Annotated in this window: 7 protein-coding genes; 4 read left to right on the top strand and 3 right to left on the bottom strand. The window is 66.2% G+C overall.

The genetic code is table 11. The annotated features are described in order from the left end of the window. The first annotated feature begins 3 nt into the window (after window positions 1–3). Entirely contained in the window at window positions 4–1,884 is a 1,881-nt protein-coding gene (locus ACZ92H_RS05150) for a serine hydrolase domain-containing protein (RefSeq protein WP_465048562.1), read from the top strand. Between the two features lie 395 nt (window positions 1,885–2,279). On the opposite strand, the gene serB is transcribed toward ACZ92H_RS05150, so the two are convergent. The 3 genes from serB to ACZ92H_RS05135 form a co-directional block, all read right to left on the bottom strand. Continuing rightward, complete coding sequence (serB, locus tag ACZ92H_RS05145) at window positions 2,280–3,122, bottom strand: phosphoserine phosphatase SerB (protein ID WP_465048850.1); 843 nt, start codon at window positions 3,120–3,122, stop codon at window positions 2,280–2,282. Between the two features lie 55 nt (window positions 3,123–3,177). After that, a complete protein-coding gene (gene mfd, locus ACZ92H_RS05140) occupies window positions 3,178–6,621 on the bottom strand; it encodes a transcription-repair coupling factor (RefSeq protein WP_465048561.1) in 3,444 nt (1,147 codons plus the stop codon). A 218-nt stretch (window positions 6,622–6,839) separates the two neighbouring features. Further along, window positions 6,840–7,775 (bottom strand): 5'-nucleotidase, encoded by a 936-nt coding sequence (locus ACZ92H_RS05135; RefSeq protein WP_131375197.1) that lies wholly within the window; start codon window positions 7,773–7,775, stop codon window positions 6,840–6,842. 337 nt (window positions 7,776–8,112) lie between these two features. Between ACZ92H_RS05135 and ACZ92H_RS05130 the strand changes: the two genes are divergently transcribed. The 3 genes from ACZ92H_RS05130 to ACZ92H_RS05120 all read left to right on the top strand — a co-directional run bounded on the left by ACZ92H_RS05130 (window position 8,113) and on the right by ACZ92H_RS05120 (window position 13,806). Further along, entirely contained in the window at window positions 8,113–9,852 is a 1,740-nt protein-coding gene (locus tag ACZ92H_RS05130; protein WP_465048560.1) for a methyl-accepting chemotaxis protein, read from the top strand. Window positions 9,853–10,207: 355 nt separating this feature from the next. Next, window positions 10,208–11,806: a methyl-accepting chemotaxis protein gene (locus tag ACZ92H_RS05125; RefSeq protein WP_465048559.1), complete on the top strand. Its 1,599-nt coding sequence runs from the start codon at window positions 10,208–10,210 to the stop codon at window positions 11,804–11,806. Window positions 11,807–11,856: 50 nt separating this feature from the next. Continuing rightward, window positions 11,857–13,806 carry a putative bifunctional diguanylate cyclase/phosphodiesterase gene (locus ACZ92H_RS05120; RefSeq protein ID WP_465048558.1) on the top strand — a complete coding sequence of 650 codons (1,950 nt, stop codon included), beginning with the start codon at window positions 11,857–11,859 and terminating at the stop codon, window positions 13,804–13,806. The last annotated feature ends 97 nt before the right edge of the window (window positions 13,807–13,903 follow it).

Raw genomic sequence — 13,903 nt, 5'->3', positions numbered from 1 at the left:
CAATTGTTGAAACTTAACAGATTACATACGACCCTGGAGCATGGACGCGCATGGCTGCGGCGCGCCGTGCCGGCGCTGCTGCTGTGCTGTGCCGCGGCGCACGCCGCCGGCGCCACGCTGGACGCGGAGTTTGCCGCCGGCCTGAAGGAAGAGGGCCTGACGGGCGCCGTCTGGAGCGAAGTCATGCCCGATGGTAGCGTGCGCACGGGCGCTGCGGGTTTGCGCGATGCCTCGAAACAATTGCCCATGCTGGCGGACACGCGCGTGCAGGTAGGTTCCGTGGCGAAGGTGGCGCTGGCGCTGGGCGTCATGCGCCTGATCAGCGAAGACCGGCTCACGCTCGACACGCCCCTGCACCAGGTGCTGCCCGAACCGGCCCTGAAGAATCCGTGGCAAGCCAGCGATCCCGTGCGCATCCGCCATTTGCTGGCGCATACCTCGGGCCTGGACAATGTGCGCTTCTGGCAGGCATTCAGCCTGAAGCCTGCGCCGGAGACGCCGCTGGCCGAAGCCTTCGATGGCGGGCGCAACCTGCTGCGCGTGCGTGCCCGTCCGGGCAGCCGCTATGCCTACTCGAACATGGGCTATGGCTTGCTGGGCATGGTGATCGAGAAAGTCACGGGCCAGCCGTACGAGCGCTATCTGGACGCCCAGCTGCTGCAGCCGCTGGGCATGGCGGACAGCACCTTCGGCTTTGTCACGCAAACGGGCACACACGCGGGCGCGCAGGCCGATCCGCGGTTGGCCATGGGCCACTTCGAGCATGGCGTCGCACAGGCAGCCGTGCCCCAGTATTTGCGTCCGGCCGCGCAGTTCACCACGACGGCGGCCGACATGGGCAAGCTGGCGCAATTCCTCATGGGCGACGGCCGGCTGAACGGCGCGCAATTCATCGACCTGGCCCTGATGGGCGCCTTGTCCGAGCCGGCCGGCACGGATGCGGCGCAGGCGGGCCTGGCGACGGGGCATGGCCTGGCCTTGGCCGTGCGCGACCGCCACAATGTGGTGGGCGCCTGCCATCCGGGCACCACGGTGGGTTTCCGCGCCATGCTGTGCATCTACCCCGAGCAGGACAGCGCCTTTTTCGTGGCTTTCAATACGGATGCGGAAGCAGCCGACTATGAACGCTTCAACCGGCTGCTGCTGCGCGACTTGGACGTGCCCCTGCGCGCGCCGGCCGCGCGTGGCACGCCCGCTCCCACGGTGGAAAACTGGCAGGGCGTGTACCTGCCGTCGCCCAGTCCCATGGCCAGCATGGCCTGGATCGATGCCGTCTTCGGTTTTACGCGCCTCAAATGGGATGGCGAGTCGCTGTTCCTGATTCCGTTCCAGGGCGAACCGACGGAACTGGAGCCGGCCGGCGGCTTCCTGTTCCGCGCCAGCGACCGCAGCACCGCATCGCACGTGCTGATGCAGGAGGATGGACGGCATATCCTCAGCGACGGCCTGCGCAGCTATGAGCGGGTGTCGATGCTGCGCATGCTGGTGCTGTGGGGCAGCCTGGCACTGGGCGTGGCGGGCTTGCTGTACGTGCTGCTGGCGGGCGCCTACCGTGCCGCGCGCCGCGCGCTGGGGCGCGGCGACCATCTGTTCGCGCCCGTGCTGTCGCTGCTGGCGCTGGCGCTGCCCTTGCCCTTCTTTTTCTTCCAGTCCTACCTGCGCCTGGGCGACGTGACGGTGGCCAGCGTGCTGCTGGCGCTGGCGACGGGCGCGCTGCCGCTGGCCATGGCGTTCGGCCTGGCCCGCTGCTGGCGCAGCCGTGGCACCGCGGCCGAAGCTGGCGCGCTGGCGAAATGGGATTGGGTGGCGTTGCTGGCGGCGCTGCAACTGCTGCTGGTGCTGGCCTGGTGGGGATTGCTGCCGCTGCGTTTGTGGCAGATGTAGGGGGGAGGGTCAGGTCTGCCGTTCAGACACGATCTCATCCTTAAATGTTCTGTTTAGGCTGATGCGGAGTACGGTTTCGCAGCTTAAGTGCAGGTGCTTGGCGGCGCAAAGAAGGGGGAGGAAGGGGGAGGGTCAGGTCTGCCATTTCGACACGATCTCAACATTAAGTGTTCTGTTTTAGGCTGATGCTGAGTATGGTTTCGCTGCTTAAGTTGCAAGTGCTTGGCGGCGCACGCCTGTAAACCCTGGTCGGGATGCCGGACCCGTCTCCAAGCAGGGTGCTATAGCGGATCAATATTATGGCAACAGTTGGTGGGCCAGATATCACCAGCGTTGCCATTGTGTCCGAGGCTGAGATCGTGTCTGAATGGCAGACCTGACCCCAGCACAGCAACTCAGTTCAGGATATTCAAAATGCCATCCAGGCCCACGAAATTCAGCGCCACGTCTGCCTGCGAGCGCACCACGGGCTTGGCGCGGAAGGCCACGGACAGGCCGGCGATGCCCATCATCTTCAGGTCGTTGGCGCCGTCGCCCATGACGATGGCTTCGGACGGCGAAATGCCCAGCTCCGCGCACACGCGCTCCACCGTGCGCTGCTTTTCCTCGGCGTCGACGATGCCGCCCAATACCTTGCCCGTCAGCTTGCCATCGACGATTTCCAGTTCGTTCGCGTGCGTGTAGTCCAGGCCCAGCCGCTGTTTCAGGCGCTGCGTAAAGAAAGTAAAACCGCCCGACACCAGCAGGGTCTTCAAACCGGCCTGCTGCACGGCCGCCAGCATGGCTTCCGCGCCCGGCGACAGTTTCAATCGTTCGTCGTAGACGCGCTGCAGCGCCGACGCGTCGAGGCCTTCGAGCAGGGCCACGCGCTGTGTCAGGCTGGCCGCGAAATCGAGTTCGCCGCGCATGGCCGCTTCCGTGATGGCCGCCACCTGCGGTTTCAAGCCCTGCATGTCGGCGATTTCATCGATGCATTCGATGGTGATCAGGGTCGAATCCATGTCCATCGCCACCAGCTTGAATTCGCTGAGGTCGCGCTGGCCCATCATGTAGGTGGCGTCCAGCTGCGCCGCCTGCGCCGCCACTTCGATGGTGGGGCGCAGCGCGGGCGAGTAGGCGATCTTCTCGCAGCGCACGGCGTTCGGGCCCAGGCGCGTGATGGAGGTGGGCGCGGCCAGCGCGGCGATGCGTTCGAGGCGTGCGCTGTCGCCGTCCAGGCCCTGCAGGATCAGATTCATGGTGATGGTCTTGGTATTGGTCATGGGTCAGGCCTGCATAAATGAGATGAGTGGTCTACACCGTCAATTGCTTGATGGTGGTCTTGATCTGCGTCACGCGCGCGGCCAGGTCCGGCATGGCGGCCGTGATCTTCAGCTTGTCCTGGCCATGCAGCTTGATATGGCGGTTTTTCTGGATCAACTCGATGATGCGCATCGGGTCGATCGGCGGCTTGGCCATGAATTGCAGGGTGGCCGCTTCGCCATGCACGTCGATCTTGACGATGCCCACGGTTTTCGCGGCGATGCGCAGGCGGTGCGTCTCGATCAGCGCCTTCACGGGATCGGGCAGTTTGCCGAAACGGTCGATCAGCTCTTCCTGGATATCGTCGATCTTCTCCTGCGTGGCGCAGTTGGCCAGGCGCTTGTAGATCGACAGGCGCTCGTGCACGTCGCCGCAAAAATCCGCCGGCAGCAGGGCCGGCACATGCAGGTTGATCTCCGTGGTCGACGCCAGCGGCGCCGCCAGGTCCGGCTCCTTGCCCGCCTTCAGCGATCGCACGGCTTCGTTGAGCATGTCCGAATACAGCTGGAAGCCGATTTCCGTCATCTCGCCCGACTGGCTCTCGCCCAGCACTTCGCCGGCGCCGCGGATTTCCAGGTCGTGCATGGCCAGGTAAAAGCCGCTGCCCAGTTCTTCCATCTGCTGGATGGCGTCCAGGCGGCGCTGCGCCAGCTTGGAGAGGCCCTGCACATCGTGCACCAGCAGGTAGGCATACGCCTGGTGATGCGAGCGGCCCACGCGGCCGCGCAGCTGGTGCAGCTGCGCCAGGCCGAACTTGTCGGCGCGGTGCATGATGATGGTGTTCGCCGTCGGCACGTCGATGCCCGTTTCGATGATGGTCGTGCACAGCAAGATGTTGAAGCGCTGGGCGACGAAGTCGCGCATGACCTTTTCCAGGTCGCGCTCATGCATCTGGCCGTGCGCCACGGCGATGCGCGCCTCGGGCAGCAGTTCCGTCAGCATGGCCAGGCGGTTCTGGATGGTTTCCACTTCATTGTGCAGGAAGTAGATCTGGCCGCCCCGTTTGAGTTCGCGCAGGCACGCCTCGCGGATGATGGCTTCGCCCTCGCTGCGCACGAACGTCTTGATGGCCAGGCGCTTTTGCGGCGCCGTGGCGATGATGGAAAAGTCGCGCAAGCCTTCCAGCGCCATGCCCAGGGTACGCGGGATCGGCGTGGCCGTCAGGGTCAGCACGTCCACTTCCGCGCGCAGGGCTTTCAAGGCTTCCTTCTGGCGCACGCCGAACCGGTGTTCCTCGTCGATGATGACCAGGCCCAATCGGGTAAATTTGACGTCGTCCGACAGCAGCTTGTGCGTGCCGATGACGATGTCGATGGTGCCGTCGGCCATGCCCTTGAAGGCTTGCGTGATTTCCTTGCCGGTGCGGAAGCGCGACAGCTCGGCGATGCGCACGGGCCAGTCGGCGAAGCGGTCGGCGAAGGTTTGCGCATGCTGTTCCGCCAGCAGCGTGGTGGGGGCCAGGATGGCTACCTGCTTGCCGCCCATGACGGCGATGAAGGCGGCGCGCAAGGCCACTTCCGTTTTGCCGAAGCCGACGTCGCCGCACACCAGGCGGTCCATCGGTTTACCCGAGGTCATGTCCTTGATGACATTGTTGATGGCCTCGGCCTGGTCCGGCGTCTCGTCGAAGCCGAAGCTGTCGGCGAAGCGCTGGTAGTCGTGCGCGGAGAATTCAAACGCATGGCCCTGGCGCAGCGCGCGGCGCGCATACAGGTTGAGCAGCTCGGCGGCCGTGTCGCGCACCTGTTCGGCCGCGCGCTTCTTGGCTTTTTCCCACTGGCCGGAGCCCAGCGAATGCAGCGGCGCGTCTTCCGGGGAGGCGCCCGAATAGCGCGAGATGACGTGCAGCTGCGACACCGGCACGTACAGCTTGGTGTCCTTGGCGTACTCCAGGTGCAGGAATTCCGTCTCGCCTTCGCCCAGGTCCATGCTGGTCAGGCCCATGTAGCGCCCGATGCCGTGGTTGATGTGCACCACCGGGTCGCCGATCTTCAGCTCCGACAGGTCGCGCACCATCGACTCGACCTGCGTCACGCCTTCCTGCTTCTTGGTGCCGACGCGGCGGCCGGAACCCGCATACAGCTCCGTCTCCGTAATGAATGCCAGGTTGCCCTCGGGCGTAAACAGCTCGAAGCCCGCGTGCAGCGGCGCCACGCCCAGCATCAGCTTGGCGCTTGATTGCAAAAAGCCGTCGCAGCCTTCCACCGGCGTCAGGTGCAGGTCGTATTCGCTGAAATACTGCTGCAGGGTTTCGCGCCGGCCGTTCGATTCGGCGCAGATCATCACGCGGCGGCCCGGCTGCAGCAGGTAGCTGCGCAGGTTGGCCAGTGGATCGTCGGCGCGGCGGTTGACGGCGATGTTCGGCACGGGCGCCGACAGTTCGGACGCCAGCGCATCGTTCGATTTGCTGATCGCCAGGCGCGGATACGGCTTGGCCAGGGCGAAGAACTGTTCGTCCGACAGGAACAGCGCTTCGGGCGGCAAGATAGGGCGCTCGCGGTCCGCCTTCAAAAAGCGGTAGCGCGACTGCGTGTCCGTCCAGAAGCGCCCGATGGCCGCGTCGATGTCGCCCACCAGGGCCAGCGCCGCGTCGGGCGGCAGGTAGTCGAACAGGGTGGACGTCTGCTCGAAGAACAGGGGCAGATAGTATTCGATGCCGGCCGAGGCGATGCCGCTGCTGATGTCCTTGTAGACCACCGAGCGCGATGGGTCGCCCTCGAACTGCTCGCGCCAGCGGTTGCGGAAGGTGGTGCGCGCCGCTTCGTCCATGGGGAATTCACGCCCCGGCAGCAGCCGCACTTCGTGCACGGGGTACAGCGAGCGCTGGGTGTCGGCGTCAAACGTGCGGATGGTTTCGATGGTGTCGCCGAACAAATCGAGCCGGTAGGGCAGGGCCGAACCCATGGGGAACAGGTCGAGCAGGCCGCCGCGCACCGAATATTCGCCGGGCGACATCACTTGCGAGACATGGCTGTAGCCCGCCAGGGTCAGCTGCGACTTCAGGCGCGCCTCGTCGAGCTTTTCGCCCTTCTTGAAGAAGAAGGTGTAGGCGGCCAGGAACGAGGGCGGCGCCAGGCGCACCAGCGCCGTGGTGGCCGGCACGATCAGCACGTCGCACTGGCGCGTCTGGATTTCGTGCAGGGTGGCCAGGCGCTCGGAGACCAGGTCCTGGTGCGGCGAAAACGCGTCGTAGGGCAGGGTTTCCCAGTCCGGCAGCAGATGGCAGCGCAGTTCCTTCCCGCCAAACCACGGTATTTCATCGAGCAGGCGCTGGCCATCGCTGGCCTGCGCCACCACCACGGCCAGCATCTGTCCGCGCGCTTTCAATTCCAGCGCGGCCAGCGCCAGGGCATAGGCGTCGGATGAACCATACAGGGCGGGCAGCGCGAAGCGGCTGCCGGGTTTGGGGAGGGATTTTTTTAAGTCTAAGGACATGCAGGCGACGACGCTAGTGGCAGAGGCAGTTGAATGGAACAGCTGTGATACGCGCCGCGCCGCCAGTGACGGCGCTGACAGGCAAGATTATAGACCATCGCCCCTGTCTCCGCGCTTGCGAAAACCGTTGCGAGCGGCGGTGATTTGCGGCCAGGAAGCGCAACCGTGCCGTGGCACGGCGAGCACCGCCGCCAGCCAAGCGCGCCGCGCGGCAGGTTTTATCCTGCGCGGACATTGGCGATGCCAAACGGCACGTGCACCATCGGGATGGTGCCGCCCACGGATTTCAGGTGGCTCAGCTGGTCGTCGAAGAAGATATGCGGCCTGAATACGGCCAGCACGCGCGACTTGTCCATGCCGCCGAGGAAAAACGTCTCGTCGGCCGCCACGCCCCAGCTTTTCAGGGTCGTCACCACGCGTTCGTGCGACGGGGCGTTGCGCGCCGTGATGATGGCGATGCGCAGGACCTTCTTGTAGGCGGGGTCGCGCCGCTGGGCCTTTTCTTCCAGGCGCTGCATGGCCGCCAGCTTCTGGAACAGGCCGGCCAGCGGGCCGGGGCGGTGCGGCGTGCCCACGTTCAGGGTTTCATGGGCGTGGAATTCATCGACGTCGTTGTTGCGCTTGAAGACGGTTTCCGCCTCGTCGTCGGCGATCACGCCGTCGAAGTCGAAGGCCACGCGCAGTTCCTCGTCGCTTTCATCGTCTTCCGTGCGCGACGGCAGCACCAGGCCGGCCGGGTAGTCGCAGGCCAGGGCGCTGCGCACGTCGTCTTCATTCGCGCTGAGGAACAGCGACGCATTGAAGGCGGGCAGGTAGGGATAGGGCGGCTTGCCCGTCATGAAGGCGGCGCGGGAAATGTCCAGGCCATAGTGGGCGATCGAATGCATGACGCGCAAGCCCGTCTCCGGCGAATTGCGCGAGAACAGCACCACTTCCACGGGCGACTGGCGCGGATAGTGCCTGTTGATGCCCAGGAAGCGGCGGATGAAGGGGAAGGCCACGCCGCGCGCCAGCACCGTATCGATATGCGCTTCCTGGTACTTGCGGTATTCCTCGGGGCCGCTGTCGAGGTAGACCTGGTGCGATTCGGACAGGTCGAACAGCGCGCTGGACGCGACGCCGATCACCAGTTTGTGTTCGATAGGATAAGCCATGGTGTGCCTGTTGTTTGCCTGTTGATCATCTTATACGACTATTAACTGCGCAGCCAATAGCGGCGCGCGCCGATTTTCTGCACCAAACGGGGGCAAGCATCCATTCTCGTAGGCAATTTTGCAACGCGCGCCACAGTAAAGAAATAAATCTTGTTTTGTATCAAGTATGTATCAGCCAAACGCGGGCTTTTCCTCTATGCTTGTTAACAAATCTCGCCAATTGTAACGAAGCGTACGCCCCATCCCCGCCACCTTTATACAAGTGTCAGCTGTTTTACTCGAACATGCCAGCCTCAACCTCGCCAGCAGTCGTCGTGACTTTATAAGGGACCTAGCCATGTTTAAGAATTTACTGATCAAATGGAAGCTGGCGACGCTCGTCGCCGTGATGATGCTGGCCTTGCTGGTGGTCGGCATCAGCGGCTACACGGGCATCGCCACCGTCGGCAGCGCCGTCAATGAAATCGGCGTGGTGCGCCTGCCGTCGATTCAGGGCTTGCTGATGATAAACGAAGGCCAGACGGCCGTCGCCGCCGCCACCCTGACGGCGGCCATCTATGAAAACAATTACCAGGCGCAGGATAAATTTGCCGAGGCGCTGCAGCTGCGCACGCGCGCCTGGAGCAATATCGAGGCGGGCCGCAAGCTGTACGAGCCGCTGCCGCAAACCCCCGAAGAAGCCGTGCTGTGGCAGCGCTTCCAGGGCGAGTGGTCGGCCTGGAAGGTCGATGACGACAAGGTGCGCGCCATCCTGCGCCAGCTGGCCGACAACCGCGACGAGCAGCGCCAGAAGGAGCTGTTCGTGGCCTTCTACAAGCAGTACCAGGATTCGCGCAGCCTGTTCGGCAAGGCCGAAGCCACGCTCAACGACATCATCAAGCTTAATAACGGCGTGGCCGAGGCCAGCGTGAAGGCGGGCGGCGCGGCGGTGATCCGCTCGGAAAGCCTGATGCTGATCCTGGCGCTGCTGGCGTCGGCGGCCGGCATCGCCTGCGCCGCGTATATCACGCGGGCCATCACGCAGCCGATCAATTCGGCCGTGAAAGTGGCGCAGACGGTGGCCTCGGGCGACCTGACCAGCCAGATCGACGTGCACACGACGGAAGAAACGGGCCAGCTGCTGCAGGCGCTGAAGGACATGAACACCAGCCTGGTGAACATCGTCGGCCAGGTGCGCGGCGGCACGGAGACGATCGCCACGGCGTCGTCGCAGATCGCCAGCGGCAACCTGGATTTGTCGTCGCGCACGGAAGAACAAGCCAGTTCGCTGGAAGAGACGGCGTCGTCGATGGAAGAGCTGACGTCGACCGTGCGGCAGAATGCCGACAATGCCCAGCAGGCCAATCAGCTGGCGCTGAGCGCCTCGGGCGTGGCCGTCAAGGGCGGTGAAGTGGTGGGCAAGGTGGTGCAGACCATGGATGCCATCAATGATTCCTCGCGCAAGATCGTCGACATCATTTCCGTCATCGACGGCATCGCCTTCCAGACGAATATCCTGGCCCTGAACGCGGCCGTGGAAGCGGCGCGCGCGGGCGAGCAGGGACGCGGCTTCGCCGTCGTGGCGACGGAAGTGCGCAATCTGGCGCAGCGCTCGGCCGCCGCGGCGAAGGAAATCAAGACCCTGATCGGCGACTCGGTGGTGGCCGTGGACGCAGGCAGCAAGCTGGTGGCCGAGGCGGGCAGCACGATGGCCGAAATCGTTTCCAGCGTGCAGCGCGTGACGGACATCATGGCGGAAATCAGCCTGGCCACGCAGGAGCAAAGCTCGGGCATCGACCAGATCAACCAGGCCATCGGCCAGATGGACCAGGTGACGCAGCAGAATGCGGCCCTGGTGGAAGAGGCGGCCGCCGCGGCCGAATCCTTGCAGGAGCAATCGGGCCAGCTGGCCGCCGTGGTCAGCGTGTTCAAGCTCGATGGCGCGCAAGTGGTGCGCGCGGCGGCTGGCGCGCCGCGCCGGGCGGCGCCTGCGCGTCCCGCTCATCCTGCTGCGCCAGTCAAGGCGCGGCCCGTGCTGCGCGCCGTGCCGTCGGCGCGCAAGAGCGCACCGCGCGAGGACGAGTGGGAAGTCTTCTGATGACGTGACGGGAAGAGGGCGGCCTTTGCCACCCTTGCCGCGGCCGCCTTGAGCGGCCGTTTTTACGTGGCCTCCCGCCCGCCTTGCTGTGGTTTCTACTTACTAAAAAAACAGTGTTATTAAAATAGCTGTTTTGCCATCTAAGCAAATCTTTGCAAAACTTAACGCGACATTGCCTGTGCGATAACTCACACTTGCCGCCGTAGCACCCCAAGCCCCCGCCTCTGCCTTGTCCAGGCTGACCCCTCCGCCCGCTGCGCCCGGCCTTCCATGGCCGCTGGCGGCGCCAGCCATTGCCGTCAGCCTTGCACGCGGACCCGGCGCGATGACCGATGCACCACCCTGAAGGATGCGAATGAAGATGGCGAATTTGAAGATCGGGACCCGCTTGCGCTGGTCCTTTGCTTTGCTGACCTTGATGTTGCTGGGCACTGCCGCGCTGGGCATGCTGCGCCTGGCCAGCCTGGACCTGCGCATGCGCGACGTGATCGAGGATAAATACCCGAAGACCGTGCTGGCCAATGACATCATCAAGAATGTCAACGTCATCGCCCGCTCGTCGCGCAACCTGCTGCTGATGACGGAGCCGCAGCAGCTGGCGCAGGAGCGCGAAAGCATCGCCAGGGCGGGCGCGGACACGGAACAGCGCCTGGCCCGGCTCGAACGCATCGTGCTGTCGGACCAGGGACGGGCGCTGATGGCGGCCGTGACGCAGGCGCGCGCCGCCTTCAACCAGGGCCGCGACAAGGTGCTGGCCCTGCTCGACGCCGATGCGCGCGACGAGGCGGCGACCCTCTTGCTGGGCAGCGTGCGCGATGACCAGCTGCGCTACATGACGGCGCTGGAAACCCTGATCGCGCACCAGCACGACCGCATGGAAGAGGCGGGCGCGCAGGTGCGCGCGGAATACCTGTCGGCGCGCGGCATGATGCTGGCGCTGGGCGCCCTGGCCGTCGTTTTTTCGCTGGTGACGGCCTGGCTCGTCACGCGCAGCATCGTCGCGCCGCTGCAGTACGCGCTGGGCGTGGCGCAGACGGTGGCCGCCGGCGACCTGACGTCGCGCTTTGGCCGCCATGGCCGCGACGAGACGGGCAAGCTGCTCGACGCGCTGTCCGTCATGAATGGCAACCTGCTCGACATCGTGCAGCGCGTGCGCAGCGGCACGGACACCATCGCCACCGCCTCGACGCAGATCGCGGCCGGCAATGCCGACCTGTCGGCGCGCACGGAAGAACAAGCCAGCTCGCTCGAACAGACGGCGTCCGCCATGGAGGAATTGAGTTCCACCGTGCAGCAGAACGCGGACAACGCGCGCCACGCCAGCGCGCTGGCCACCGAGGCGGCGAAGATCGCCGGCGACGGCGGCCAGGCCGTGGGACAGGTGATCCACACCATGCAAGCGATCAGCGCCTCGTCGGCGCAGATCGCCGACATCATCGGCGTGATCGACATGCTGGCCTTCCAGACGAATATCCTGGCCTTGAACGCGGCCGTGGAAGCGGCGCGCGCGGGCGAACAGGGACGCGGCTTCGCCGTCGTCGCCACCGAAGTGCGCAGCCTGGCGCAGCGCAGCGCCGCCGCCGCGCGCGATATCCGCGCGCTGATCGCCAATTCCACGCAACAGGTGGACGCGGGCGCGGCGCTGGTGGCGCAGGCCGGCGCCACCATGCGGGAGGTGGTGGCGGCCGTCGGGCGCGTGAGCCGGATGGTGGCCGACATCACGGCGGCCAGCGCCGAGCAAAGCACGGGCATTGGCCAGATCAGCCAGGCCGTGGTGCAGATGGACGAAGTGACGCAGCAGAATGCCGCGCTGGTGGAAGAAGCGGCGGCGGCCTCGCAGTCGCTCGAAGGCGAAGCGGCGAACCTGCTGCAGGTGGTCAGCGTGTTCCGCCTGCAGCCGGCGCCGGCGACCCTGGCGCGTCCTGCGCCGGCCGCGCCGCGCCTGACCGCGTAGTGGCCTGAGTGGAGCCGCCTGTCATCGGGAAGCGCCGGCGTATCGGGCCTGTGGCGCGGCGCTGGCTGGACGCGGCCTGGCAGGGTAACGCCGTCAGCACGGGCCTGTGCGCCGGGCTGGCCGCCTGCCTGCTGCTGTGCATCTGGGGCTACACGGCCGTGCGCCTCGACGACGAGGCCGGGCAGGCGCTGGACCGCGCGCGCATCGAGAACCGCGACGTCGCCTCGATCCTGGCGGCGCAGCTGGACGACGCCCTGGCGCCGCTGGCCGAGCTGCCGGCCGACCTGGCGTATTTCCTGCGCCCCTATCGAGAAATCAGCCGCAAGGCGCATGGCCGCATCGAGATCGCCGGCGCTGGCAGCGGCGTACTGGCGGCGCTGCAGGACGGCTTGCCGGCCAGTGGGGCGGGGCATGCGGACGAGGCGGCGCGCCTGCTCGAGGTGCGCACCTTGCTGCGCCACGGCTTGCAGGTGCGCGTCAGCCAGGAGCACGAGCGCGTGCTGGCGCAGCTCGACGGCCTGCGCTGGCGCCTGGTGGCGCAGGCGGCGCTGATGTCGCTGGCCGTGCTGTCGCTGGCTGGCGCCGTCGTGTGGGCCGCGCGGCGCCGGCTGCGCGCGCAGTGGCGCCTGGCGGAAGGCGCGCACATCACCCTGAGCCTGCAGCTGGCGCGCGAGAGACGCCGCGCCGACCAGCTGGCCACCTGCGACGAGCTGACGGGCGTGGCCAACCGGCGCCGCTTTTACGACAGCGCCGGCGGCAAGCTGCTGCAGGCGCGCCACAGCCGCAACCACTATGCGCTGCTGCTGGTCGACATGGACCGTTTCAAGCAGGTCAACGAGCGCCTGGGCCACCTGGCAGGCGACGCCCTGTTGCAGGAAGCGGCGCGGCGTTTGCGCCACGCGCTGCGCGACGGCGACCTGCTGGCGCGTTTCGGCGGCGATGAATTCGTGCTGCTGCTGTGCGAGGTGGCCAGCGAGGAGCGCCTGGCGGCCGTCGCCGGCATGCTGCTCGATGCGCTGCGCCAGCCTTTTACGCCCCCGGGCGGCGCCGCCATCCTGGCCACGGCCAGCATCGGCATCGCGCTGTACCCGCGCGACGGGCAAAGCGTCGACGCCTTGCTGTCGGGCGCCGGCAGCGCCATGGACGGCGCCAAGGCGGCGCACGACAGCTACCGCTTCTATGACATGGCGCTGAACCTGTCGTCGGCGCGCAGCCTGGAATTGCAGGGGCGCTTCGAGCTGGCCATGCGCGACGACGAGTTCTGCCTGCATTACCAGGGCAAGTTCGACACGGCGCGCCGCCACGTCGTCGGCCTGGAAGCCCTGCTGCGCTGGGACCATCCGCAGCATGGCCTGATCTTTCCGAATGAGTTCATCGGCCTGGCCGAGGAAACGCAGGCCATCCTGGCGCTGGGCAACTGGAGCATCGCCGCCGCCTGCCGCCAGCTGGCGCAGTGGCGCCTGGCCGGCCTGGACCTGGTGCCCGTGGCGATCAATATTTCCGCGCGGCAGCTGCGCGACCCGCAACTGCTGGCCACCGTCACGCGCTGCCTGGATATGCACGGCCTGGCGCCGGGCCTGCTGGAGCTGGAAGTGACGGAAAGCTGCTTCATCGACGATATCTCGCAGGCCAAGGACGTGCTGGTGCGCCTGCGCGCGCTGGGCGTGGCCATTTCGCTCGACGATTACGGCACCGGCTATTCGGGACTGAGCCACATCAAGATGCTGCCGATCCATACGCTGAAAATCGACCGCTCCTTCATCCGCGACATCGCCATCGACCGCAATGACGCCATGATCGTGGCCTCGACCATCGCCCTGGCGCGCGGCCTGGGCTTGCAGGTGGTGGCCGAAGGCGTGGAAAGCGGCGAGCAGCTGGAGCGCCTGCGCCGCCTCGGCTGCCAGCAGGTGCAGGGATTTTACCTGCACCGCCCGGCCCCGGCGGCGGCGGTGGCCGCGCTGCTGGCGCGCGCCCGTCCCGCGCTGGCGCTGGCCATGTGAGCGGCCCCTGTAACAGGACGCCTACATGACGCCATGTGGCGCGGCGCGGATGCTCAGTAGAATACTGCCACCGCGCGCCGTTTGCTTTCACCCTTTC

It is taken from the genome of Janthinobacterium foliorum (assembly GCF_978021625.1).
The sequence above is the reverse complement of the archived record's forward strand: the minus strand, read 5'-3'. Positions and strand labels throughout refer to the sequence as shown.

Excerpts from the sequence above, each read along its gene's own strand:
- mfd (WP_465048561.1), bottom strand. The coding sequence starts at position 6,621 with ATGTCCTTAGACTTAAAAAAATCCCTCCCCAAACCCGGCAGCCGCTTC.
- serB (WP_465048850.1), bottom strand. The coding sequence starts at position 3,122 with ATGAATCTGATCCTGCAGGGCCTGGACGGCGACAGCGCACGCCTCGAA.
- ACZ92H_RS05135 (WP_131375197.1), bottom strand. The coding sequence starts at position 7,775 with ATGGCTTATCCTATCGAACACAAACTGGTGATCGGCGTCGCGTCCAGC.
- ACZ92H_RS05125 (WP_465048559.1), top strand. The coding sequence starts at position 10,208 with ATGAAGATGGCGAATTTGAAGATCGGGACCCGCTTGCGCTGGTCCTTT.
- ACZ92H_RS05130 (WP_465048560.1), top strand. The coding sequence starts at position 8,113 with ATGTTTAAGAATTTACTGATCAAATGGAAGCTGGCGACGCTCGTCGCC.